This is a genomic window from Pseudomonas sp. 50_B (assembly GCF_017491625.1).
Taxonomy (GTDB): Bacteria; Pseudomonadota; Gammaproteobacteria; order Pseudomonadales; family Pseudomonadaceae; genus Aquipseudomonas; species Aquipseudomonas danubii.
The window spans coordinates 73,833-95,996 of record NZ_JAFGYX010000006.1 but is presented as its reverse complement, the minus strand read 5'-3'; the positions used below and the strand labels follow the sequence as shown (position 1 = coordinate 95,996).

22 protein-coding genes and 1 tRNA gene are annotated in these 22,164 nt (G+C 62.1%); 12 read left to right on the top strand and 11 right to left on the bottom strand.

The annotated features are described in order from the left end of the window. Window positions 1-42 precede the first annotated feature (42 nt). The 4 genes from J5M73_RS10520 to J5M73_RS10505 all read right to left on the bottom strand — a co-directional run bounded on the left by J5M73_RS10520 (window position 43) and on the right by J5M73_RS10505 (window position 3,029). The gene (locus tag J5M73_RS10520) at window positions 43-732 is read right to left on the bottom strand and encodes an ABC transporter permease (protein WP_016963588.1); all 690 of its coding nucleotides are present in this window, start codon (window positions 730-732) and stop codon (window positions 43-45) included. Beyond that, a complete protein-coding gene (locus J5M73_RS10515; protein WP_016963587.1) occupies window positions 729-1,424 on the bottom strand; it encodes an ABC transporter permease in 696 nt (231 codons plus the stop codon). The genes J5M73_RS10520 and J5M73_RS10515 overlap by 4 nt, the downstream gene beginning before the upstream one ends. Before the next feature lie 65 nt (window positions 1,425-1,489). Further along, window positions 1,490-2,242 (bottom strand): ABC transporter substrate-binding protein, encoded by a 753-nt coding sequence (locus J5M73_RS10510; RefSeq protein WP_102862715.1) that lies wholly within the window; start codon window positions 2,240-2,242, stop codon window positions 1,490-1,492. A 13-nt stretch (window positions 2,243-2,255) separates the two neighbouring features. Next, on the bottom strand, window positions 2,256-3,029 hold the full coding sequence (locus tag J5M73_RS10505; RefSeq protein WP_102862716.1) for an ABC transporter ATP-binding protein: 774 nt from the start codon (window positions 3,027-3,029) through the stop codon (window positions 2,256-2,258). A 565-nt stretch (window positions 3,030-3,594) separates the two neighbouring features. On the opposite strand from J5M73_RS10505, the gene gabP reads away from it, so the two are divergent. The 3 genes from gabP to J5M73_RS10490 all read left to right on the top strand — a co-directional run bounded on the left by gabP (window position 3,595) and on the right by J5M73_RS10490 (window position 7,894). After that, on the top strand, window positions 3,595-4,986 hold the full coding sequence (gabP, locus tag J5M73_RS10500; protein WP_102862717.1) for a GABA permease: 1,392 nt from the start codon (window positions 3,595-3,597) through the stop codon (window positions 4,984-4,986). A 188-nt stretch (window positions 4,987-5,174) separates the two neighbouring features. Beyond that, window positions 5,175-7,205, top strand: a complete 2,031-nt coding sequence (locus J5M73_RS10495) for a DKNYY domain-containing protein (protein WP_102862718.1) — start codon at window positions 5,175-5,177, stop codon at window positions 7,203-7,205. A gap of 368 nt (window positions 7,206-7,573) precedes the next feature. After that, the gene (locus J5M73_RS10490) at window positions 7,574-7,894 is read left to right on the top strand and encodes a hypothetical protein (protein WP_102862719.1); all 321 of its coding nucleotides are present in this window, start codon (window positions 7,574-7,576) and stop codon (window positions 7,892-7,894) included. 81 nt (window positions 7,895-7,975) lie between these two features. Here the strand turns inward: J5M73_RS10490 and J5M73_RS10485 are convergent, their stop codons facing one another. Beyond that, window positions 7,976-8,386, bottom strand: a complete 411-nt coding sequence (locus J5M73_RS10485; RefSeq protein WP_102862720.1) for a hypothetical protein — start codon at window positions 8,384-8,386, stop codon at window positions 7,976-7,978. Window positions 8,387-8,645: 259 nt separating this feature from the next. Here J5M73_RS10485 and J5M73_RS10480 point away from each other — a divergent pair, with 259 nt between their 5' ends. The 3 genes from J5M73_RS10480 to gltS are packed head-to-tail and all read left to right on the top strand — an operon-like array spanning window position 8,646 to window position 11,589. Then, window positions 8,646-9,371, top strand: a complete 726-nt coding sequence (locus tag J5M73_RS10480; protein WP_207815545.1) for an IclR family transcriptional regulator — start codon at window positions 8,646-8,648, stop codon at window positions 9,369-9,371. Between the two features lie 18 nt (window positions 9,372-9,389). Continuing rightward, complete coding sequence (gene hutG / locus J5M73_RS10475; protein WP_207815543.1) at window positions 9,390-10,328, top strand: formimidoylglutamase; 939 nt, start codon at window positions 9,390-9,392, stop codon at window positions 10,326-10,328. Window positions 10,329-10,380: 52 nt separating this feature from the next. After that, entirely contained in the window at window positions 10,381-11,589 is a 1,209-nt protein-coding gene (gltS, locus tag J5M73_RS10470; protein ID WP_102863055.1) for a sodium/glutamate symporter, read from the top strand. Here the strand turns inward: gltS and J5M73_RS10465 are convergent, their stop codons facing one another. Further along, the gene (locus J5M73_RS10465; protein WP_207815541.1) at window positions 11,590-12,591 is read right to left on the bottom strand and encodes an alpha/beta fold hydrolase; all 1,002 of its coding nucleotides are present in this window, start codon (window positions 12,589-12,591) and stop codon (window positions 11,590-11,592) included. It lies immediately after the preceding gene. 499 nt (window positions 12,592-13,090) lie between these two features. Between J5M73_RS10465 and J5M73_RS10460 the strand changes: the two genes are divergently transcribed. The 6 genes from J5M73_RS10460 to J5M73_RS10435 all read left to right on the top strand — a co-directional run bounded on the left by J5M73_RS10460 (window position 13,091) and on the right by J5M73_RS10435 (window position 16,719). Further along, on the top strand, window positions 13,091-13,411 hold the full coding sequence (locus tag J5M73_RS10460) for an isochorismate lyase (RefSeq protein ID WP_102862725.1): 321 nt from the start codon (window positions 13,091-13,093) through the stop codon (window positions 13,409-13,411). Window positions 13,412-13,525: 114 nt separating this feature from the next. Beyond that, the gene (locus tag J5M73_RS10455) at window positions 13,526-14,107 is read left to right on the top strand and encodes a hypothetical protein (protein WP_207815540.1); all 582 of its coding nucleotides are present in this window, start codon (window positions 13,526-13,528) and stop codon (window positions 14,105-14,107) included. 172 nt (window positions 14,108-14,279) lie between these two features. Then, entirely contained in the window at window positions 14,280-14,570 is a 291-nt protein-coding gene (locus tag J5M73_RS10450; protein ID WP_207815539.1) for a type II toxin-antitoxin system RelE/ParE family toxin, read from the top strand. Between the two features lie 9 nt (window positions 14,571-14,579). Beyond that, window positions 14,580-14,885: an addiction module antidote protein gene (locus J5M73_RS10445; RefSeq protein WP_060842214.1), complete on the top strand. Its 306-nt coding sequence runs from the start codon at window positions 14,580-14,582 to the stop codon at window positions 14,883-14,885. A 224-nt stretch (window positions 14,886-15,109) separates the two neighbouring features. Next, complete coding sequence (locus J5M73_RS10440; RefSeq protein WP_207815538.1) at window positions 15,110-16,150, top strand: DMT family transporter; 1,041 nt, start codon at window positions 15,110-15,112, stop codon at window positions 16,148-16,150. Between the two features lie 290 nt (window positions 16,151-16,440). Further along, complete coding sequence (locus tag J5M73_RS10435; RefSeq protein ID WP_207815537.1) at window positions 16,441-16,719, top strand: hypothetical protein; 279 nt, start codon at window positions 16,441-16,443, stop codon at window positions 16,717-16,719. Window positions 16,720-16,805: 86 nt separating this feature from the next. Here the strand turns inward: J5M73_RS10435 and J5M73_RS10430 are convergent, their stop codons facing one another. From J5M73_RS10430 to J5M73_RS10410, 5 genes are all read right to left on the bottom strand, one after another. Further along, the gene (locus J5M73_RS10430) at window positions 16,806-17,882 is read right to left on the bottom strand and encodes a PDDEXK nuclease domain-containing protein (RefSeq protein WP_207815536.1); all 1,077 of its coding nucleotides are present in this window, start codon (window positions 17,880-17,882) and stop codon (window positions 16,806-16,808) included. Window positions 17,883-18,110: 228 nt separating this feature from the next. After that, a tRNA-Phe gene (locus tag J5M73_RS10425) sits at window positions 18,111-18,186 on the bottom strand. Window positions 18,187-18,291: 105 nt separating this feature from the next. Continuing rightward, entirely contained in the window at window positions 18,292-18,564 is a 273-nt protein-coding gene (locus tag J5M73_RS10420) for an oxidative damage protection protein (protein ID WP_047301095.1), read from the bottom strand. Further along, a complete protein-coding gene (gene mutY / locus J5M73_RS10415; RefSeq protein ID WP_102862728.1) occupies window positions 18,561-19,628 on the bottom strand; it encodes an A/G-specific adenine glycosylase in 1,068 nt (355 codons plus the stop codon). Before mutY ends, J5M73_RS10420 begins: the two co-directional genes overlap by 4 nt. Beyond that, complete coding sequence (locus tag J5M73_RS10410; protein ID WP_102862729.1) at window positions 19,625-21,850, bottom strand: AsmA family protein; 2,226 nt, start codon at window positions 21,848-21,850, stop codon at window positions 19,625-19,627. Before J5M73_RS10410 ends, mutY begins: the two co-directional genes overlap by 4 nt. Between the last annotated feature and the right edge of the window lie 314 nt (window positions 21,851-22,164).

Sequence of the window (22,164 nt, the reverse complement as noted above, 5' to 3'; positions counted from 1 at the left end):
TGGGTCCGGGCAGGCCCGCTCCCGGGCGGGAGCGGGGGAAGGTCAGCGTCCCTGGCAGGCGTCGACTCGCAGCCAGCGTTCCAGCAGCTTGAAGCCGCGTACCAGGACGTAGGCCATCACCAGGTAGAACAGCCCGGCGGCGAAGAAAATCTCCACCGGCAGGTAGGTGCGGGCAATGATGGTGCGTGCCATGCCGGTCAGTTCCAGCAGGGTTACGGTGCTGGCCAGGGCACTGGCCTTGAGCATCAGGATCACTTCGTTGCTGTAGGCCGGCAGGCCGATGCGCGCAGCGCGCGGCAGGATGATGTAGAACAGCGTCTTGGGTCGGGACATGCCCAGGGCCCGCGCGGCCTCGATTTCACCCGGCGGGATGGCCTGGATCGCACCGCGCAGGATCTCGGCGATGTAGGCCGCAGTGTGCAGGGTCATGGTCACGGTGGCGCACCAGAACGGATCGCGCAGATAGGGCCACAGTGCGCTTTCACGCACCGCATCGAACTGCGCCAGCCCGTAGTACACCAGGAACAGCTGTACCAGCAGCGGTGTGCCGCGGAAGAAGAAAATGTAGGCGTAGGGCAGGGCGCGCACGTACCACAGCCGTGATGAGCGGGCGATGCCCAGGGGGATCGCCAGCAGCAGGCCGGCGATGACCGCGATGGCCACCAGCTCCAGGGTCAGGGTTGCACCCTGAGCCAGCTTTGGCAGCCATTTGATGATCACTTCCCAGTTCATTGGGCGCTCCTTGCGAAGCCGCGAGCGGCGCGTTTTTCCAGGAAGTGCATGCCGGTCATGGCCAGCACGGTCAGGCCCAGGTACATGAAGGCGGCGACCATATAGAAGGTGAACGGCTGCTTGGAAACGGTCACGGCAATCTGCGAGTGACGCATGATTTCTTCCAGGCCGATCACCGACACCAGGGCGGTGTCCTTCATCAGGATCATGAACAGGTTGCCCAGGCCCGGCAGGGCGATGCGCCACATCTGCGGCATGATCAGCCGGGTGAAGATCCGCCATTTCGACAGGCCCAGGGCCATGCCGGCTTCACGGTGGCCCTTGGGAATGGCCAGGATCGCGCCGCGGAACACTTCGGTGGCGTAGGCGCCGAAGCACAGGCCAAGGGCGATCACCCCGGCGGCGAAGGCATTGAGTTCAAGATCGGGGTTGCCGAAGAACTCGCCCAGGGCACGCATCAGGTTGACCGTACCGAAGTAGATGAGCAGGACCCAGAGCAGCTCGGGAACGCCGCGCACCAGGGTCGAATAAGCGCCGCCAAGCCATTGCAGCGGCTTGTACGGAGAAGTCTTGGCCAAGGCGCCGAGCAGACCGAGCACCAGCCCCAGGCACAATGCCGAGAGGGCCAGCTTGACGGTCATCAGCGCGCCGGCGGCGAGCGCCGGGCCGAATCCGTAGAGATCGATATTCATGGGGTCTGGATGGCTTTGCTAAGGACCGGCGCCCAGGGGGCAGGCGCCGGTCAGGCAAGTCAGTATCAATAGATGCTGAACGGGAAGTACTTGTCGTTGATCTTCTTGTAAGTGCCGTCGGCCACGATTTCCTTCAGGGCGGCGTTGAGTCTCTCGCGCAGTGGATCTTTCTTGCGCACGGCAATCCCGATCTTGTCGCTTTCTTCAACCGGGTCGCCCTTGAACTCGTAAGGCTTGCCGGCTTCGCTTTTCAGCCACTCGTAGTTGACGTACTTGTCGGCCAGGATCGCGTCCAGGCGGCCAGAGGTCAGGTCCAGGTAGGCGTTTTCCTGGGTGTCGTAGAGCTTGATGGTGATGTCGTCACCCAGGTTGTCTTCCAGCCAGGTGCCGGCCAGGGTCGCCCGTTGCGCGCCGATGATCTTGCCCTTGAGCGAGGCCTTGTCGGTCTTGAAGTCGGTTTTGTCTTTAGGGGCGATGAACTGCAGCTTGTTGGAGTAGTACGGGTCGGTGAAGTCCACCGCCTGCTTGCGCTCGTCGGTGATCGACAGCGAGGAGATCAGGAAGTCGAACTTCTTCGCGTTCAGGGCCGGAATGATGCCGTCCCAGTCGGAAGTGACCACGGTGCATTCGACCTTCATCTTGGCGCACAGGGCGTCGCCGATGTCCTTGTCGAAGCCGACCACCTGGCCGCTGGCATCCTTGTTGTTGAACGGTGGGTAGGCGGCCTCGATGCCCATTTTCAGGGTCTCGGCGGCAGCGCTGGCGCTGAAAGCCAGAGTGACGGCAGCGGCCAGGAGGATCTTCTTATAGCTCTGCATGCGTGTAGCTCCGTTAGCGGTTGCTGGACATGAATTGTTTGCAGCGTGCCGAAAGCGGGTTCTCGAAGACCTGCTGTGGCGATCCCTGCTCTTCGATCAGGCCCTGGTGAAGGAATACCACTTCACTGGAGACCTGGCGGGCAAAGCTCATTTCATGGGTGACCAGCAGCATGGTACGGCCTTCGTCGGCCAGGGCGCGGATCACGTTGAGGACTTCCTGGACCATTTCCGGGTCCAGGGCCGAGGTCGGCTCGTCGAACAGGATGACTTTGGGTTGCATCGCCAGGGTCCGGGCGATGGCGGCGCGTTGCTGCTGGCCGCCGGACAGCTGGGCCGGGTAGGCGTGGCGCTTGTCGGCGATACCGACCTTGGCCAGCAGCGCTTCGGCCACTTCGATGGCCTCGGCCTTGCTCTGGCCCAGCACCCGGCGCGGTGCCTCGATGATGTTGTCGAGCACGCTCATGTGTGGCCAGAGATTGAAATTCTGGAAGACGAACCCGATTTCGCTGCGCAGGCGGTTGATCTGCTTGCCGTCGGCGGCCACCAGCTCGCCGTTTTTCGCGGCCTTGAGCTTGAGCTCTTCGCCGGCCACCAGGATCTGGCCCTGGTGCGGGTTTTCCAGCAGGTTGATGCAACGCAGGAAAGTGGACTTGCCGGAGCCGGAGGAACCCAGGATCGATATCACGTCACCGTCGCGTGCGGTCAGCGAGATACCTTTGAGTACCTCCTGAGTGCCGTAGCGTTTGTGCAAGTTGCGGATTTCAAGCGCGGGCGTGGCCTCAGCCATGTGCGGTCCTCATAGAGTTCATTGTGCTCCTGCTGTTGGCGGCCTTCCTGGCGAGGCGCCAAGCTAGCATAGGGTTCCAAGCGCAGCCAACAGCGCTACCGGAGGTAAACAGAGGGTATGTGGCAGGTTGTCGCATCAGCACAGAAGACTGTCGCCCCATCAACAACCGAACGCCCGTTTGAACCCTGAATTCGCCTGAAATCCGGTAGGTGTCGCGTAAAAAAAGGCGCGATGGTGCCAGCTTTGGCCGGGTGTTGGAAGGGTTAACGGGCCAAAGGTCATGGATCTGCTTCCTAATTGTGCATCACGCACTTTGGGGGTGTGTTTCTGGTGCGCTGTTTCGTCCTACAAAGTGAGTCGCCCGGTAACGAAGTGGCGAAATACCATTATTCTCAATGACTTGGGATTTCCATCGGTCGGCTCGCCAAGCCCTGTTGTCCGGGACTCTGTAACATTTTGGCGCAATTCTTGCGTGCGAAATAAAGAACGCCCTGTTGAATTCTTTTTACGAGAACGAATGCAGACCGGGTGGAGTGACTCTTTTTTCGTTGCAAAGGTGCTTTTCATGAGCGGTACGCAACTCTCCAATGACCTCGAACAGGGGCTCAAACCACGGCATGTGACCATGCTGTCGATCGCCGGCGTTATCGGCGCGGGTCTCTTCGTCGGCTCCGGCCACGCCATCGCCGAGGCCGGTCCGGCCGTGCTGCTGGCTTACGCCGCCGCCGGCACCCTGGTGGTGCTGGTGATGCGCATGCTGGCGGAAATGGCCGTCGCCTCGCCGGACACCGGGTCGTTCTCGACCTACGCCGATCGGGCCATTGGCCACTGGGCCGGTTTCACCATCGGTTGGCTGTACTGGTGGTTCTGGGTGCTGGTGATCCCGCTGGAAGCCAACGCCGCTGCAACCATCCTGCATGCCTGGTTCCCCAACGTGGCGATCTGGGTCTTCACCCTGGTGATCACCCTGCTGCTGACCGCTACCAACCTGTTCAGCGTGAAGAACTACGGCGAGTTCGAGTTCTGGTTCGCCTTGATCAAGGTGGTGGCCATCATCGGCTTCGTGATCCTCGGCCTTGCCGCCATCTGTGGCTTGCTGCCCAGCAGCCAGGTCAGCGGCGTCTCGCACCTGGTGGACACCCAAGGCTTCATGCCCAACGGCATGGGCGCGGTGTTGGCGGCCATGCTGACCACCATGTTCTCCTTCATGGGGACCGAGATCGTCACCATCGCTGCGGCGGAATCCCACAACCCGGGCAAACAGATTTCCAAGGCCACCAATTCGGTGATCTGGCGGATCGGTCTGTTCTACCTGGTGTCGATCTTCATCGTCGTGGCCCTGGTGCCGTGGAACGACCCAAGCCTGGCCCAGGTCGGTTCCTACCAGACCGTGCTCGATCGCATGGGCATTCCCAACGCCAAGCTGATCGTCGATCTGGTGGTGCTGGTGGCCGTGACCAGTTGCCTGAACTCGGCGCTCTACACCGCCTCGCGCATGCTCTTCTCCCTGGGTAAGCGGGGCGATGCTCCAGCGGTCGCCAAGCGCACCAATGCCAGCGGCACGCCATATTGGGCGGTGATCCTGTCCACCGCTGCGGCCTTCCTTGCGGTATTCGCCAACTATGTAGCGCCGGCTGCGGTGTTCGAGTTCCTCCTGGCCAGTTCCGGCGCCATCGCCTTGCTGGTCTACCTGGTGATTGCCGTATCGCAACTGCGCATGCGCCAGAAACGCATGGCCGTCGGTGAGAAGATCGCCTTCCGCATGTGGCTGTTCCCAGGCCTGACCTACGCGGTGATCGTGTTCATCGTGGCGATCCTGGGCATCATGCTGTTCCAGGAAGAGCATCGGGTGGAGATCCTCGCCACTGGCCTGCTCAGTGTCATCGTCATCGCTGCGGGCCTGTTGGTGGCCCGTCGGCGCAAGGCCGAGCGCAGCGGGGCTCTGGCGCTGAACTGACGGTTTGATTCACTGCTTGTGGAAAAAGGCTGCGCTCAGAGATGACCGCGGCCTTTTTCATGTCCGAATACGAGGTAGCATGTCTGTTTGTGGCGGGCTGATGCTCAGTCGCGGTCTGGCGTCGGGGCGCTTTACGCTCGCAGGTCGCCTACTGATAATCCACCGCTCGGTCAGCTTGGGATGTGGCGATGAAGGGCTTGGATATGGATTTTGCCGAGTGGGAAAAGCTCGACCTTGAATGGCATCAGGGGTTTGCCTTTATGGAGGGGGCGCTGTTGGTGGAGGAGCGGGCCCGGGACGTGTACCTCATGCTGCAGCGTGAGGGGCGGACGCCGGCTGAGCAGGCTTCTCAGGCCGCAGCCGAGCAATACCCGGTTTCCCCTCTGGTAGAGGGCGAGCCGCTCTGGCGCCATCGTGTTCATCGGCACCTGCTGCGTGATGCCCGGGCCGATTACTATGCCTTGCCCCGTTACTTCGAACGTTACGGCTACCACCCGTTGCAGGCGTTGCCGATGCGCGTGTGTCGCGGGTTGCGAAGCCTGGGCCATGACCATTGGAGCGATCACCAGCGGGCCTACTTCTGTCACGACTATGGGCTGGCGCTGATCGAGGACGCACACCCAGAGCGTCTGGCGCTGCTGGACCCGGTGCCGGAGGACTGGCCTTCATCTGCGGTGCTGTTCAGTGACGGCGCCAAGGTCTTCCTGGGCGCACGGGTGATCGCCAGCGCCGAGGACCGGGTGCGTGGCACCAACCATCCGGCTTATCAGGTGATCAATGATCAGGTCTGCCGGGGCGGCGTGCCGCTGCACCAGAAGGACGGTTCGCCGTTGCCGATTGCCAATCCGGACGGTTTTCACATGCTGGCCCGGCGCTGGGGCACCGATGGGCATTCGGTGATCGTCCAGGCGCAGCAGGGCTCCAGTATTGCCTACGAGTATTTCTATCGCATCGACAAGGCCGATCTGACGACGTTCTGTGTGCTCAATGAGCGCTACGCCAAGGACGCCCAACGGGCCTACTTCCTGACCGGGAAGACCCTGCGTTATGTCGGCGACTTTCGCTTGCTGAACCGCGTTGAGTCGGTGTTCGATGCTGCGGGACGAGTCTTGAGTCGCAGTGAAACGCCGGACCCGTACGTGGCCGTGGACGACCAGTTTGTCTACTGCAATGGCACCCGCTTGCGCGGGGCCCATGCTCCGAGTTTTCGCCACCTGGGGTTTCATTACTACGCCGACGAGCAGCGCGCCTATCTGTTCAACAAGCCGCTGGACGTGGATGTGCAGAGTTTTGTGGTGGCCCGGCTGGAGCGCGGTGAGTACAACCATTCACCGGTGCTGGTGGGCGACAAGCACGGCCCTCTCGGTTCGGCTGGGGTGATTGATGACGGGATGCTGCAGGAGTGGGCTGCGTTCTTCGAGGCTCACCCGCAGCTGCAGGGCTACTGGTGGCACCGTTTGCAAAAGCCCTGTGAGCCAGCGTCGACAACGCCCGCCCTGCGCTCCATCGGCTTGGGGTTTGAGCTGGGGCACCAGGTGCACTTTCATGGTCGCGCTATCAATGGTCTGGATGCCGGCAGTTTCAAGCTGCTGGACACGCACCTGTGCGGTGATGCCAACGGCTTGTACCTGATCCCCTTTCATCGTGCCGAGACCCAGGTGCCGGAGCGATTTTCTTCAGCCTCCGTCGATCAGTACCGTGCCCTGGGTGGGCCCTATCTAACCGATGGCCAGACGGTTTTTTGCCACAGGGTCTTTTATCAGGCGCCTGAGCCGCTGGGTAAGGCGGATCTGGCCAGCTTCGAGTCTTGTGGGCATGGCTGGGCCAGGGATAAGGGCGCGGTGTACTACTACAGCGAAAGAAAAAGGAACCTCGACCCGGCCCACACGCGCTTCATGGGCAGCTACGCCTTCAGCGCGACGCAGATGTTTTCTGCCGGCAAGGCGCTGGAGGTGGAGTTCAGCCCGGAAGAAGTGAGGGTTCCCCATCCGGACTTCTTGCAGCTGGGCACGCGCAAGCTGTTCTGTGGCCGGCGCCCGGTGAGTGCCAAGCGCATCGACCTGGCCAGCCTGGAGTTTCTCGCGGACCGCTATGCACGGGACAAACAGCGTTTTTACCATTACGACGGTTACACCACGCTCAGCGAAATCAGTGCCGAGCAGTTCCACCAGGCGATGACGAAGGATTCGGCAGAGGCTGCTGAAAAGTTGGCGTTCTGAGTGACAAAACGGCTGCTGTCAGCATTGACCGCGGCCTTTTTTATTGGATTTTTCACTTGTTACATGGCGTTTCATGGACAGCATGCAGGCGAAATAGTAGCCTGCGCGCTCTTCGATAAGAGCTCTTGCGTGCCAGCGTGAGAGGAGCTAGGGAATAGCGCTGTATTGCAAGGGACTGAATGCTTGTCGGGGTACTGAATCCTCCTACCGCCTCTTTCCCTTGATCCGTGCGCACTAGCCCTGGTTCCTGATTGTCAGCGCCTGCCTGTGGCATGCCCGACAGTCCCGGTTCGAAGAACGAGCATTCAGGGTTCAATGGTGATCGCCCGGCCATTGGTCTCTCAAACAAGGGCGGCAAGGAGACGCGCATGGCGTTCACTAAAATCATCTTCAAAAACCCGAACACCGGAGCCATCAAGGAAGCGCCAGTTGGTTTCTCCTGGACCGTGTTCTTCTTCGGCTTCATCCCGGCACTGTTCCGCGCCGACTGGAAATGGGCCGCCATCATGTTCCTGCTGGCCATGTTCACTTTCGGCCTGAGCAACCTGGTGTTCATGTTCATGTACAACAAGCTGTATGTTCGCGACCTGATCGGCTCGGGCTTCAAGGCCCAGTCCATCGCCAGCGGCGACCTGAACTTCGCCAGCTCGCGCATCGGCATGGAAATCCCTCGGCTGGAAGCGGCCTGAGCATCACGCCAGGCTGTTTAGCTGAAACGGAAAAGGGCGCATTCATTGCTGAATGCGCCCTTTTTCATGCCCGGAAGAAACTCAGCCCTCGGCGCTGAACAGTGCCTGGGATGCGGCCAGGTAGTCGGCCTGGAAGGCCTCGGACTCGATCCAGGCCAGGGCCGTGGCCTCGTCGGCCTCGGTGGACCAGTTACGGTATTCGATCAGTGCCGCCAGGATGAAATCCGTGGCGCCCTGTTCGCCCTCCTGCTCGTAGACCAGCTCCAGCAGCGGGTCCGCGAGGAACACCGTGCACAGCGCTTGCTGGCTGGTTTTCTCAGCGTCACGCATTTTCACGAACAGCTCGGTCAGGTCTACCGATTCGAAGTCGATGCGGCTGTCGTTGGGGTCCAGTTCCAGCTCCGAGGTGGGGGCTGTGCGCTTGGCGCGGTTTTGCTTGGCCTTGGCCTTTGCCCGGGCGGCACGTTTGTGTTGTTTGTCGATCGATGCCATGGGCGTCTTACCTTGTTGCACAAAGGGGTGGCGCTCGCAGATACCAGGCGAGCGGCCAGTCAGGCGGGAGAGGATGCCAGCAAATCACCGCGCTGGCACCCGCCATGGTCTCTTGGCGGGCACCGTCGATCCTGTATGAGCCGCGGGCTATTGCAGCGGTGTGCTTTTGCCGAAGGTTTTTTGCAGTCTTTTCCCACTGCTTGGGAATCTGATTTCATTTGCCGGGAAAGTCCATGCACCATGGCTGCAAGAGGCCGCTATGAACTACCACACGCCCACTGACCGTCTGCTGCAAATACTCGTGGCCCTGGGGCAATCCCCGGAGGCCATGTCCGCCAAGGAGCTTTCGCTGAACTTGCAGCAGCCCTTGAGCAGTACCTATCGCCATCTCAAGACCCTGTTGCGCTGGGGGCTGGCCCAGGACAATGGCCAGGGCCGCTACCTGCCCGGGCCCACTTGCCTGCAACTGGCGAAGAAGTTCGACCGCGAAGGCCTGCTGGTGACCCTGGCCAAACCGGAGCTCAACCGCCTGGCCGAGCTCAGCCAGGAAAGCGTCGCGCTGATGGTACCCAGCAACGGGCAGGCGATCTGTATTGAACTGGTGGACAGCCCGCAGCCCCTGCGCTGCTGCTACCAGAAGGGCCTGGCGCAGCCGCTGCTGCTGGGCGCCTCGGCCAAGGTGTTGCTGGCCTACATGGAGCCTGAGCTGTGCTTGTCGATCCTGCGCCAGCGGGGCGTCGAGGAAGCGGATGTCGCCGCGTACCTGGAAAGCTACGCGGCGATTCGCGCAGCCGGGCATGCCGTGAGCCTGAGCGAGATCGACCACGGCATCTGGGGTGTCAGCGCGCCCTTGCTCGATAGCCGTGACCGCCTGCAAGGCGCCATCAGCCTCATGGCCCCGGCGTTCCGCGCCGAACAGCGCAGTGAGCGGCTGATCCGCTGGACCCGCGAAGCCGCTCAGCGCCTGAGTGCCCGACTGGATTGAATTGACTGGAGCAAGACCATGATCACTACCGCCCCCATGCACCTCTGGCAGGGTCGTATCGACCTGGCCGAAGGCCTGGCCGCCCGGCGCTGGCACCAGTGGGTACAGCCCTGGAGTGAACAGCAGCCGGCGGGTGTTGCCTTGCTCGGGCTGGCCTGTGACGAAGGGGTCAAGCGCAACCAGGGGCGTACCGGTGCCAGCCAGGGGCCGGCGGCCTTGCGCGCGGCCCTGGCCAACCTGGCCTGGCACGGCCGAGGCCCGCTGTATGACGCCGGGGACGTGGCCTGTAACGGCCACGCTCTGGAAAGCGCCCAGCAGCTCTACGCCAATCGCCTCGGCCAGTTGCTCGAACAGGGGCACTTGGCCCTGGGCCTGGGTGGTGGTCATGAAATCGCCTTTGCCAGCTTCAGTGGCCTGGCCGATTACCTGCGCCGCCAACAGCCCTGTCCGCGGATTGGCATTCTCAATTTCGACGCTCACTTCGACCTGCGTCAGGCACCGCAAAGCAGTTCCGGCACGCCGTTCCGGCAGATCGCCGAGTATTGCCGACAGGCCGGCATGCCCTTCGAGTATTGCTGCCTGGGGGTCAGCGAGTTGAGCAATACCCAGGCGCTGTTCGAGCAGGCCCGGGAGCTCAATGTGCGCTACCTGCTGGACCGGCAGATGCAGGGCTGGAACCTGCCGGCCATCGAGGCCTGCCTCGACGCTTTTCTCGACGGTATCGACGTGCTGTACATGACCATCTGCCTGGATGTGCTGCCAGCCAGCCAGGCTCCCGGCGTCAGTGCACCCTCGGCCCACGGAGTGGACGTGCAAGTGGTCGAGCACCTGGTACGCCACGCTCGGGCCAGCGGCAAATTGCGCGTAGCCGACATTGCCGAACTCAATCCCGGGCTCGACCAGGACCAGCGCACCGCCCGCGTGGCCGCGCGCCTATTGGCCAGCCTGATTCACTGAGGGGCACGCCCCTCGCCGCGCAACACCACAATGACAAGAAGAGATGTTTGCCATGCCGACTTTTGAATTGGACGCGCTGACCACCCTGGCGCTGGCCCTGATCCTGCTGGGGGTGGGAGCCCAGCTGAAGAAACGCAGCCGCTGGCTGACCCAGCTCTGTGTCCCGGCGCCGGTGATCGGCGGTTTCGGCTTTGCCCTGATCGTCTGGCTGCTGCGCGACCAGCAACTGCTGGCGATCAAGCTCGACACCGCGATCCAGACGCCCCTGATGGTGGCGTTCTTCACCACCGTGGGCCTGGGGGGCAGCCTCGGCCTGCTGCGTCGTGGCGGCAAGATCCTGTTCGTCTACCTGGGGGCTTGCTGGTCCCTGGCGCTGCTGCAGAACCTGGTGGGTGTCGGTGCGGCCAAGGCGCTGGGCATCGATCCGCTGCTGGGCATCATGGCCGGTGCGGTGTCCCTGGAGGGCGGCTTTGGCGCCGCGGCGGCCTTTGGTCCCATCGCGGAAAACCTCGGGGCGGTGGGCGCCACCACGGCGGCCCTGGCTTCGGCCACCTTCGGCATGGTTGCCGGTGGCCTGCTGGGCAGCCCGCTGGCGCGCTGGCTGATCGAGCGCAACCGCTTGCAGATCCAGGCCGATCAGGTCAGCACTTTGCAGCACCTGGAAAGCGCCGCCCAGGGCTCGGTGGCGCCTCTGGATGCGCCGACCTTGCTGCGCCTGCTGACCTGCGTCCTGCTGATCATGGTGCTGGGCTTCTGGATCGGCAGCGCATTGAACGAACACCTGGGCATTGTGCTGCCGAGCTACGTGGGGGCGATGTTCGTGGCGATCATCCTGCGCAACCTCAATGACCGGGCGCGAATCATCGACATCCCCGACAGCGCAGTGAGCACCCTGGGCGACGTATGCCTGGGGGTGTTCCTGACCATGGCCATGATGAGCCTGAAGTTCTGGGAGCTGGAACAGCTCGGCCTGCCGCTGCTGGTGATCCTGGTGGTGCAGGTGCTGGTGATGGTGCTGCTGTGTGTGTTCCTGCTGTTCCGCCTGTTTGGCGGCAACTATGACGCGGCGGTGCTGTGTGCCGGCTTCATGGGGCACGGCCTGGGGGCGACGCCCAATGCGGTGGCCAACATGGGCGCGATCTGTGATCACTACAAGGTCTTTTCCTACAAGGCCTTCATCATCGTGCCGCTGTGCGGTGCGGTATTGATCGACATTGTGGCGATCCCGCTGATCACCTGGTTCATCAACGCCTTTGCCTGATCAGCGCTCCAGCATCAGCTGTTGCCCGGGGCTGCTCGGGGCCAGGCTGGCGTGCTGCAGCCAGTGCAGCAGCAGCGGCCAGAGCCGGCTTTCGAAGCGGCTGTGGAAGAAGGCGAAATGGCCGATCTCGGCCTCGCCGATGTCCTCGGGGTGAAGGCGCAGATGTGTACGTGGGCTGTTGCTGAAGTAGCCCAGTAGCCGCTCGATGGCCGTCACGGTGCCAAAGGGGTCGTCGCTGACACTGATGGCGAGGATCGCTGCGCTGACCTGGGCGAAGGGCTGCCCACTACGCTTTGCGGCCAGCCTGCGGCCGCTGGGGCGGCCTTCGTAGCGTGGGTGCGGGGTGGCCCAGTCGCGGACCACCCCGGCAGGTGTGTCCTCCATCCAGCCCAGGCGCTTGCCGGGGAAGTAGCCGTAGAGGCCCGTCAGCAGGGGCATCAACACATGCCATTTGCCCAGCATGCGCCAGCGCAGCCGGGGCTCGTAGTCACGCCAGTAGGCGAATTGCGCGCCCATGGTGGCCACGCGACGGATCACCCCGGCGGAGGCGGCCAGGCCCACGGCGCAGCCGCCGAAGCTATGACCCACCACATCGATCGGCTGTCCGGGAAACTCGCGCTGGGCCCGTTGCAGCATGGCTTCGAAATCCAGTGCGCCCCAATCCGACCAGGACGCCTTGAACCCCTTGAGCGAGCCCCGACGCGACTCGCCGATGCCGCGATAGTCATAGGTCATCACGTCGAAGCCGTTGGCGAACAGGTAGTCGGCGAAGCGGAAGTAGTAGCGGCAGCGCACCGAGGTCGCGGCGTTGATGATCACCACCGGCCGTGCTGGATCGGCTGATGGGTGGCGCCAAGTGAAGCCGCCGAGGAGAACGCCATCCGCCGCCGGTTCGCTGAAGGTTGCGCTGGGGCCTGCACCTGCACCTGCACCTGCACCTGAATCTGGACCGGCAGCGGCGGGGCGGGTGGCAGGCAGTTCGGGGGAGGACAGCAGGGACATGGGCGGTTGTTCCTGGGCGGCTGCACTATGCCGGAGCGGCATCCGGCATCAGCGATGTTTTTTTGTGCGCCCATTAATACCCGGCCGATCCACAGCGTGGCAACGGCCAGTGCGCCCAGCAACAGGGTGCTGGTGCATTGCCAGAGCAGCTCGATATAGAACTGGGTCGGTTGTTGTGCCTGGCTGTAGACGAGCTTGGGGCCGGCGCGGTTGCGGGTGGCGATCAGGCCGTCCTGCAGCGCGCTTACCAGGGTCCAGCCCAGCAGTGCGGTGAGTGCCAGCAGCACGCCACCGATCAGCAGGAATACCCAGGCCCCCCTGCCGGTTTTGCCGGGCTTGGGGTGGGGCAGGCGGACTCGGGTTCTCTTCTGGTTCACGCGAGCAGTTCCTTGGCAGTCGAATGGGCGCGAGCCCGCAACTTTACTCCGATGCGCCGCCATGGGAATAATCCGGGCCCGGCCGAAGCCGGGTATCCCTGGACGTCGATGGAGCCTTGAGCATGGAAGTAAAGCAACAGATGAGCCCGGAACAATGCCAGGGCATGGAAGATATCCGCCGGGAAATCGACACCCTGGATCGGGCGGTAATCGCACTGCTGGGTGCGCGTTTCAAGTACGTGCTGGCGGCGTCGAAGTTCAAGACCTCGGCGGCCACCGTGCGGGCCGAGGAGCGCTTCAAGGCGATGCTCGCCACCCGCCGCGAATGGGCCGAGGCCGAAGGCCTGAGCGCGGATGCCATCGAGAAGCTGTACAGCGATCTGGTGCAGCACTTTATCGCTGAGGAGATGAAGCATTGGCAGGCGGCGCAGGCGCTTGCTTGAGCTTGTATGCTGGCGTTCGGTGCTGATCGGATTCTGCGGCAGAGGGCAGGCCCTCTGCGTCGATCGGCGCCGGTAGACTGGCGGCCTTTTCTCGAACGATCAGGAACGGCAACCATGCAACTTCGCTCATGGACAGGGCTGGCGCTGGCAGCGCTTTTGGCTGCGACCGGGCAGTCACAGGCGAGCGAGCCTTCCTCGGTGTATCTGCGTTGCAACATGACCCCCGAGCAGTACGCCCAAGCCATGGCTGCGCCGCCACGTCCGGCGATTTCCTACAGCGATTGGCAGAAGTGGTTCGACAGCAAGGACATGTACGGCTCGGCCCGGGTCGATGCCGAGTGGTTGCAGGATTCCGGTGCGCGCAGCCTGCAGGAAGTGGTGCAAATGTGGGCGGGCACTGGCGGCTCCTCCCAATACGATCCGCAGACCGGTCGTTGGCAGTTCGCCCTGCTGGAGTTCACCGACAACTATGGCGAGATGATCCAACTGCTGGCGCCGCTGCGCAGCGTCGCCCCTTACTGCCAGTCCGGCTCCGACAGTTTCCTGCTGATTTACTCCTACATTTGGGGCGATGGCGACAACGCCTACCTGACCCTCAACAAGCAGCGCAGCCAATTTGCCGGCAAACCCACCCAGGCACAACGCGTCGAGGCCGATGCGGCGCTCAAGGTGTTGATGGATGCCGCTTCTGGCTGAGGCTGCTATGCGAGCAAGTGGTGACTTGCTGATGTTTGCCTGTGAGGCCTGGCTCCATTTCGATCCAGGCCTTTTTTATGGGTCTGGTGTTATTGAGTTGTGATGTGGACGCTTTGTCGGAGAGGGGGTGCTCATTATTGATGAAATGTAAACTGTGGTTTACATTTTGTGCATGCACGCGCTTATTCAGACAGAGCGTTATAGCCAGTGGTTTGCCAGGCTGAGGGACGCTCGGGCACAGGCTCGGATCAAAGCTCGACTTCGTCGAGTGGAGTTGGGGGTTTTGGGTGACTGCAAGCCGGTGGGTGAGGGGGTATCTGAGTTGCGGATAGATTATGGGCCGGGTTATCGACTGTATTTCGTGCAGCGCGGCTATGAAGTGATTGTTCTGCTGGCTGGTGGTGACAAGGCGACTCAGGCCGCTGATATAAGGATTGCCATCAGGCTGTCCCGTGAGCTCTAGGAGGATGAGATGACCAAGATAAAACTGAGCAAGTGGGATGTAGTCGATCACTTGAAGACTGAACAGGACATGGCTCTTTACCTTGAAGCCTGTCTGGAGGAGAACGATCCCGTGCTGCTGGCTGCGGCCTTGGGTGATATCGCGCGAGCGCGTGGGATGTCGCAGCTAGCCCGAGATACTGGCCTGACTCGCGAGGGGCTTTACAAGGCCCTATCAGCTGATGGCAACCCCAGTTTGGCGACCATCATGAAGGTCATGGGCGCATTGGGTATAAAGCTGCATGCTGAGGTCGGTACGGTGCAGCAAGGCGGCTGAAACTGCAGAGCCATGCTCAGTGAAAAAGCCGCTCTAGGCGGTAATGCCAGTCAGCCAAGGGCAGGCGCTGTACCTGTGGCGAGGGAGCTTGCTCCCGCTGGGACGCGCAGCGTCCCCTGGAAGCTGAGGCTTGCCGATCGGTTGTAGGTTGATTCACGGCATTTCTACACCGCCAGGGTCATCCTGTTCAGCATCTTGCAATGAGCCTGAAGGGTGATCCGACCATGAACTTGAGTGTTCTCTATGCGCTGGCGGCCGCCGCCTTGTTCGGCGCCAGTACGCCGTTGGCCAAGCTGCTGGGGCTGGACGTTCCGCCGATGCTCCTGGCTGGGCTGCTGTACCTGGGCAGTGGCATCGGCCTGGCCATTGTCCGTTGCGTTCGCGATCGGGGTTGGCGACCGACGAGGCTGACGGCGCGCGAGTGGCCGTGGCTACTGGGGGCGATTTTGTTTGGCGGAGTGCTGGCGCCGGTCGCGCTGATGTTCGGCCTGACGCGGACCGCAGGCGCCACCGCCTCGTTGCTGCTCAACCTGGAGTCGGTACTCACCGCGGTGCTGGCGTGGCTGGTGTTCAAGGAGAACGCCGATCGCCGGATCGTGCTCGGCATGCTCGCCATCGTGTTGGGCGGGATCGTTCTGTCATGGCCGCAGCAGCACGCCGGCGCTGATGACTGGTTGGGGCCACTGGCGGTGGCCTTCGCCTGCCTGTGCTGGGCCATCGATAACAACCTGACCCGTAACGTCTCGGCGTCCGATGCGCTGTTCATTGCCGGCAGCAAAGGGGTGGTGGCGGGGGTGGTCAATGCCGGCCTGGCGTTGCTTGTTGGCGCGCAACTGCCTGCTGCTGCCACGCTGGGGCCGATACTGCTGGTGGGTTTTTTGGGTTACGGCGTCAGCCTGGTGCTGTTCGTCCTGGCCCTGCGAGGGCTGGGCAGTGCGCGCACCGGAGCCTACTTCTCCACGGCGCCTTTCCTTGGCGCAGCGCTCTCGATTCTGATCCTCGGCGAGTCGGTTTCCCTGTGGTTTCTGCTGGCTGCGGCACTGATGGCCATCGGCGTGTGGATTCACTTGATGGAACACCACGTTCACGAGCATCAGCACGAGCCTCTCGCGCACAACCATCGCCATAGGCATGACGAGCACCACCAGCATGAACACGGCTTTGAGTGGGACGGCTCGGAGCCCCACAGCCATCCCCATGAGCACGCGCCGATCCGGCATAGCCATGCACACTTCCCCGATGTTCATCATCGGCACAAACACTGAGTGGACTGGTTGCTTTCAGTCACCAGGTGAGGGCTTGCGCTGATCGGACCTGCTCTTTACTCTGCGCCGGTCGCTGCCAAATCAGCGGCCGGGCGTAGGAACCCGATCATAAGATGCGTACCAGCACCCAGCGCTTTGGGTGCTGTTTGCTGCCTATGCGTTATGGCGGCTGTACGCGGGCACGCTTCGGCGTGGCCGGATCTTGTGACCGGTTCCTACCCCCGCGTGCAGCTGCCACCTGGCCGGTAGGAAGTGGGGTGGTAGCTCCTCATACACAAGGAGTGTCACCAATGAACGGATACATCCCTCTTCAACACACGCCAGCGGACAACCCCGTCCTACTGATCAATCCCTATGCGCCCCTGGTCGATCTCCTGGCCTGCGCCGATCAGCGCATACGTGCCCTTCACAAACTGATGAACAGCCTGTCCTGCATGACCGCGCAAACGGCTGACTCCAGCGACCTGTTCCAGATCGCCGACATCGCCTCGCTGCTGCTCGGTGATGGCGTGGCCCTGCTCGATGTGGCCCAGGGGCAGGCGCTGGAGTGGGCGGATAAGGCCTTCTGATCGGCGGATGCAGGTAATGCGTAAATGCGGCCAGGATCGATAGGATTCTGGCTGCCTTCAAACTGGCCTGAGAGCATCTGAGGCGCTTATGAACTTCTGGGAAGCGTTTGGTCAGTTTGCGCCAGTAGGCGTTCTTCGATCCTGGCTCGCTCGCGGTCCAGTTCATCGCGCAGTTGCTCTTCGCTGGGCAGTATCAGCTTGTACTTGCTGGCAAACAGTTGTTCATGCCCGTGCAGCACGGAATAACGAACCACGGATTCGTCCTTTTGTGTGCACAGAATGATGCCCACTGTAGGTCCGTCGTCCGCCCCGCGCTTGAGTTCATCGTAAAGGCGCACGTACATATCCATCTGGCCAATATCCTGATGGCCGAGTTCGCCACGCTTGAGATCGAAGACCACGAAACATTTGAGCAGGTAGTTGTAGAACACCAGATCGAGGTAGAAGTCTTTGCTCTCGGTGCTGATGCGCTGTTGGCGAGCAACAAAGGCGAAGCCCTTGCCCAGTTCAAGCAGGAAGGCTTGTAACTGATTGATCAGCGCCTGCTCCAGATCGTTCTCCAGCAGGCTGGCGGCGTTGGGTACTCCAAGAAACTCCAGCAGTACCGGATCGCGGACAAACTCTCTGGGAGTCTTGCTCAGGGCTTGAATCTTGATGGCCGCCTCTTGCTCGACGGGTGCGCGATCCTGGCTACTCAGGAGGCGTTCGTAATAGAGCGTGCCGATCTGGCGTTCCAGGGCTCGGGTTGACCAGCCCTGTGTCGCGGCTTCATGCATGTACCACTGGCGAGCGTGCTGGCTTTCGACCCTTAGCAGCAAGCGATAGTGGGTCCAGCTCAATTCGCGACGCAGTGCGTCGCATTTTTCGAAGCTCAGGAAGAATCCCCGCATATGCCGCAGGTTGGTAGCGTCGAAGCCTTTGCCAAACTCCGCGCTCAGTACTTTTGCCAGCTCTGGCAGCAGACGCTTTCCATAGGCTGCCCGCTCAGCACCCCCTTGCTCGAACTCTACGATATGCCGGCCAATCTGCCAGCAGGTTTGTACCTGTAACGTATCGACAGCGCGTAGTGCCTGTCGGCGCGATTGACGGATCAGCTCGCCGAGGCAGTCGATCAGCGGAAGAAGGTGGGTGTCCGGATTGTTCCCCGTAATTGCCTGACTCATATGAACCTCCACAGAGGGCAGCCTGACGGATTGGCAAACTGAGGAGAGTGCCAGCAAGTCACGACTTGAGTTGGGTCATGGGGTATCGGGGTATTTCTGTCGGGGTGCGACACTCTTGGCGATGCAGGTTTTACGGGGAGGGGCTAAATCTCAGGCAACAAAAAACCCGCACTAGGCGGGTTTCTTGGTTGCTTTCACGTGATGTAAACACCACCTGAAAGCTTAAGGTGGTGCCCAGAGACGGAATCGAACCGCCGACACGGGGATTTTCAATCCCCTGCTCTACCGACTGAGCTATCTGGGCAACGGGGCGCATTAAACGGGTTTTTCAGGGGGGCGTCAAGCAAGTTTTGAAAAAAAGTTTAATTATTACCGCCGCTTACGTTCCGCCCCCGATTTTGTGCGGGTTTTACTCAGCCGGTGGCACGTAGCCTTCGGCCTTGGCGTATTCCTCGCCGGAGAAAAATTTGTCCATCTCGCCCTGCAGATATTTGCGGTCTTCGGCATTCATCATGTTCAGGCGCTTTTCGTTGATCAGCAGGGTCTGGTGTTTCTGCCAGTCGGCCCAGGCCTTGGCCGAGACGTGTTCGAAAATATCCTGGCCTTTGGCGCCCGGGTACGGGGGGCGTTCCAGGCCCGGCAGTTCTTCCTGGTATTTGCGGCACATTACGGTGCGGGTCATGACGACTCTCCTGCATTCAAGACTTCGGCCGCGCGTTTGAGCAGTGTCTTCACCGGGGCGGCAAGGCCCAGGCGCGGCGGGGTGGCGAGGTTATACCAGAGCCAATCGGCCTCGGCGACGTGCAGGGCCGACTCTTCGACCCGGATCAGCCAGGGCTCGATGGCCAGTTGGAAGTGACTGAAGGTGTGGACCAGGCCGGGCATCTGCTGTTGCTGGCCCAGCTCCAGGGAGTGCTGCGATGCCAGGTGCGGGATGTCGTCCAGGCCATCCAGTTCCGGCAGGCTCCACAACCCGCCCCAGAGGCCGCTGGAGGGGCGCCGATAAAGCAGGATGGCGCCTTCGCGGTTGGCCAGTAATGGCATCAGGGTGCGCTTCTGCGGCACCTCCTTGCGTGGCTTGGGAATCGGGTAGCGGGTTTCCAGGCCGAGCATGTGGGCTTCGCAGCCTCGCTCCAGGGGGCACAGCAGGCAGCTGGGCTTGCTCCGGGTGCAGAGGGTCGCCCCCAGGTCCATCATCGCCTGGGTGTAGTGGTTGACCCGGCTGTGGGGCGTGAAGCGTTCCGCAGTGGCCCACAGCTGCTTGGCCACCTTGGGTTCGCCCGGGTAGCCCTCCTGGGCGGTGAAGCGTGCCAGCACCCGCTTGACGTTGCCGTCGAGGATCGGCGCCCGCAGGCCCATGCTGATGCTGGCGATGGCGCCAGCGGTGGACAGGCCGATGCCCGGCAGCTCGGTGAGTTTTTCCACATCCCGGGGAAACTCGCCGCCGTACTCGGCCATGACGATCTTCGCGGTCTTTTGCAGGTTGCGCGCCCGGGTGTAGTAGCCCAGGCCGGTCCACAGGTGCAGCACTTCGTCTTCCGGGGCTTCGGCCAGGGCCTGCACCGTGGGCAGCGAGGCCATGAAGCGGTCGAAGTAGTTGAGTACGGTGCTGACCTGGGTCTGTTGCAGCATGATCTCCGACACCCACACCCGATACGGGTTGATGTCCTGCTGCCAGGGCAGGTCATGACGACCATGGCGGTCGTACCAGTCCAGCACCGCCGGTGCAAAGGCCTCGGCTCTCATCGCTTGAACAGCCCCTTGAGTGCGTTCTTCAGTTCCGGGCTGACCTTGTCACCCAGTTTTTCGTCGATCTTCTGTTGCAGGCGGTCACCGGCCAGCTTGGCGGCTACCTGGCCCAGGCCGTCCTTGTCCAAACGACAGGCCTTGGCCCCCAGCTCCAGTGGGCCGCGGCAGCGCAGGGGCAGTTCAACGCCGGCGAAGCGTTCACCGACCTGGCAGGCCGGGTCCGGGTTATCGCTGAGGTCACCCTCGACGACGATGCCGACCCGGTAGTCCATGCCCAGCACCCGCAGGTCGATATCACCATTGCCGTTGACGGTCATGCCGGGGATGCGCACTTTCAGGTCCGGGTTGCTGGCCACGCCGTTGCGAAACGTCAGGTTGCCCTTGAGCTCCTGGAACGGTGTGTCCTTGCCCCGTGGTGTGCTGCTGAGGTTCTTGCGGTTGAGCACCGCGATGCCCTGGCACAGCTGCTGTTCGATGTTGGCGTTGAGCAGCACACCGTTGTTGATGACGAAGCTGGCAGTACCGTTGAGGCTGTCGATCAGCGCCTTCTGGCTGTTGCCGCTGCCGCTGAGGTTGCTGTTCAGGGTCACCAGGCCTTTGACCGGAGGATTCTGGCCCTGGCTTTCGAGGATGCGTTCCACCGGCACGCGGTTGATCTTGGTCTGCAGGCTCAGCTGCGGTGCGCTCTGGCGCACATCGAGATTGCCGCTGGCCTCGAAGCTGCCGTTGTACAGCTCGCCGCGCAGGCTGGACAGTTTGAGCAGGCCGCCCTGGCCGCTGGCCTTGAGCGCGGCATTCTGGATCGGCAGCTTGTCCAGGATCAGTTGGCCGAAGCTCAGGTCGGCGTCGACGTCGAGCTTGTTCAGGCGCTCCACCGGCAGCAGTTTGTCGGTGCTCCAGGCGCCCTTGGTCGGCGAGCTGGGCAGCGGTGTGGTGCCAGCGCCGGCCATGGCGTCGGCTTCGCTGCTTTGCACTTCGGCCTTGCGCGCCGTGGCGGCACTGTTGGCTTCGGCCGATTTGGGCGGCAGGTAACGGTCGACGTTGAAGGTGTCGGCCTTGAGCTGGGCGCGCAGGGATTGCTTGGCGAAATCCTCGATCGCCAGGCGTCCGCTGAAGGTGCTGTCGTCGAGCTTCAGGTTCAGGTCTTCCAGGGCCAGGCTGCTGGGCGTGCCTTGCAGGCGGCTGACCAGCTCGACCTTGCTCAGGCTGCCTTCGGCCATGGCCGGCAGGGTCTGACCGATGCTGTCGACGAATTTCGCCAGGTCGAACTGGGCAATGGAGAGCCCGCCGCTGATCTGCGGGGTCTTGTCCAGGTCATTGACCTTGAGTTCGCCCAGAGCGCGCAACTGGTTGAGGGAGATTTTCAAACCGGTCCACTGGCCGACGTTGGCGGCCTTGTCCAGCAACAGCTGGCCCTGGGCGGCGAAGGTCACGGTCTTGCCTTGCAGCGGATCGCCGGTGGCCTCGCCGGACAGGCGCATGTCTTCGAACTGGTAGCGCTGCAGGGCGCGATCGAAGCGCAGCTCGCCATTGAGCTCGGTGCGTACCCGCACGGCAGGCTGGTTGCTGGCCAGGAATGCGGTGAGCTTGACCGGGGTGTTGCTGGCTTCGTGAATTGGCCCGGTGCTCAGTTGGATGCTTTCGGCGGTGAACTGCTTGCCGGTCTGTTCATCGTTGTACTCAACCCGGGCGTTGTTCACGGTCAGGCTGTCGATGTCCAGGCGGATGGGCTGCGAAGGCTTGTCTGTGCCGACGCTGGGCTGGCCCGCTTCGCCGGTGCTGGTGGCCGGGGTTTGGGCCTGCTTGTCGGTAGGGGCGGCCTTGCCGATGTCCTGCCAGTTACCGTGGCCATCCTTGTCGCGGTTCAGGCGCAGGTTGAGGCCTTCGACCCGCACATCGCTCATCTGCACTTCACGGCGCAGCAGCGGCAATACCCGGACCGACAGGCCAAGCATCTGCAGGTCGGCGAAAGGTTGGGTCGGGTTGGCCAGGGTGGCTACGCCGGCGTCGTGCAGTTCCAGGCCGAGCCAGGGGAACAGGCTCCAGCCGATGTCGCCATTGAGCGTCAGCTCGATGTGGGCCTTGTCGCGGGCAATCTGGCGAATCTCTTCTTTGTAGTCGTTGGGATCAAACAGGTGGGTCAGGGCGAAGCCCAGAGCCACGATGATCAGCAACAGCCCGAGAATTACCAGACCCAGGATTTTGCCGAACGCTTTCATGGGCGAGTCCTTGTGTGTCGAATTCAAAATTTAGCCAGGGAGTATAACGCTCTGAACCTGGCGACTGGTCACCCATTGCTGTTAGAGGTTTTTTCGTTGTAACGGCCATTTTTTTGCTAGTGGCCTGGCCTGCGGGTGAAGCAGTCGCGGGAAAAAAGGTGATGCCAGTTTGGGTATTTAGTTTGTCGCAAATGGTAACCTCTCGCGGTTCGTCCGTCCTTCTGCGACTGAATGTCGCGCCTGCCCAAAGGGAGCTTTACTCATAAAACGACCGCGCCTGCGTGCCAAGGTCGTCGCAGGGGAGTGGCCGATGA

Excerpts from the sequence above, each read along its gene's own strand:
- J5M73_RS10520 (WP_016963588.1), bottom strand. The coding sequence starts at position 732 with ATGAACTGGGAAGTGATCATCAAATGGCTGCCAAAGCTGGCTCAGGGT.
- J5M73_RS10515 (WP_016963587.1), bottom strand. The coding sequence starts at position 1,424 with ATGAATATCGATCTCTACGGATTCGGCCCGGCGCTCGCCGCCGGCGCG.
- J5M73_RS10510 (WP_102862715.1), bottom strand. The coding sequence starts at position 2,242 with ATGCAGAGCTATAAGAAGATCCTCCTGGCCGCTGCCGTCACTCTGGCT.
- J5M73_RS10505 (WP_102862716.1), bottom strand. The coding sequence starts at position 3,029 with ATGGCTGAGGCCACGCCCGCGCTTGAAATCCGCAACTTGCACAAACGC.
- gabP (WP_102862717.1), top strand. The coding sequence starts at position 3,595 with ATGAGCGGTACGCAACTCTCCAATGACCTCGAACAGGGGCTCAAACCA.
- J5M73_RS10495 (WP_102862718.1), top strand. The coding sequence starts at position 5,175 with ATGAAGGGCTTGGATATGGATTTTGCCGAGTGGGAAAAGCTCGACCTT.
- J5M73_RS10490 (WP_102862719.1), top strand. The coding sequence starts at position 7,574 with ATGGCGTTCACTAAAATCATCTTCAAAAACCCGAACACCGGAGCCATC.
- J5M73_RS10485 (WP_102862720.1), bottom strand. The coding sequence starts at position 8,386 with ATGGCATCGATCGACAAACAACACAAACGTGCCGCCCGGGCAAAGGCC.
- J5M73_RS10480 (WP_207815545.1), top strand. The coding sequence starts at position 8,646 with ATGAACTACCACACGCCCACTGACCGTCTGCTGCAAATACTCGTGGCC.
- hutG (WP_207815543.1), top strand. The coding sequence starts at position 9,390 with ATGATCACTACCGCCCCCATGCACCTCTGGCAGGGTCGTATCGACCTG.
- gltS (WP_102863055.1), top strand. The coding sequence starts at position 10,381 with ATGCCGACTTTTGAATTGGACGCGCTGACCACCCTGGCGCTGGCCCTG.
- J5M73_RS10465 (WP_207815541.1), bottom strand. The coding sequence starts at position 12,591 with ATGTCCCTGCTGTCCTCCCCCGAACTGCCTGCCACCCGCCCCGCCGCT.
- J5M73_RS10460 (WP_102862725.1), top strand. The coding sequence starts at position 13,091 with ATGGAAGTAAAGCAACAGATGAGCCCGGAACAATGCCAGGGCATGGAA.
- J5M73_RS10455 (WP_207815540.1), top strand. The coding sequence starts at position 13,526 with ATGCAACTTCGCTCATGGACAGGGCTGGCGCTGGCAGCGCTTTTGGCT.
- J5M73_RS10450 (WP_207815539.1), top strand. The coding sequence starts at position 14,280 with ATGCACGCGCTTATTCAGACAGAGCGTTATAGCCAGTGGTTTGCCAGG.
- J5M73_RS10445 (WP_060842214.1), top strand. The coding sequence starts at position 14,580 with ATGACCAAGATAAAACTGAGCAAGTGGGATGTAGTCGATCACTTGAAG.
- J5M73_RS10440 (WP_207815538.1), top strand. The coding sequence starts at position 15,110 with ATGAACTTGAGTGTTCTCTATGCGCTGGCGGCCGCCGCCTTGTTCGGC.
- J5M73_RS10435 (WP_207815537.1), top strand. The coding sequence starts at position 16,441 with ATGAACGGATACATCCCTCTTCAACACACGCCAGCGGACAACCCCGTC.
- J5M73_RS10430 (WP_207815536.1), bottom strand. The coding sequence starts at position 17,882 with ATGAGTCAGGCAATTACGGGGAACAATCCGGACACCCACCTTCTTCCG.
- J5M73_RS10420 (WP_047301095.1), bottom strand. The coding sequence starts at position 18,564 with ATGACCCGCACCGTAATGTGCCGCAAATACCAGGAAGAACTGCCGGGC.
- mutY (WP_102862728.1), bottom strand. The coding sequence starts at position 19,628 with ATGAGAGCCGAGGCCTTTGCACCGGCGGTGCTGGACTGGTACGACCGC.
- J5M73_RS10410 (WP_102862729.1), bottom strand. The coding sequence starts at position 21,850 with ATGAAAGCGTTCGGCAAAATCCTGGGTCTGGTAATTCTCGGGCTGTTG.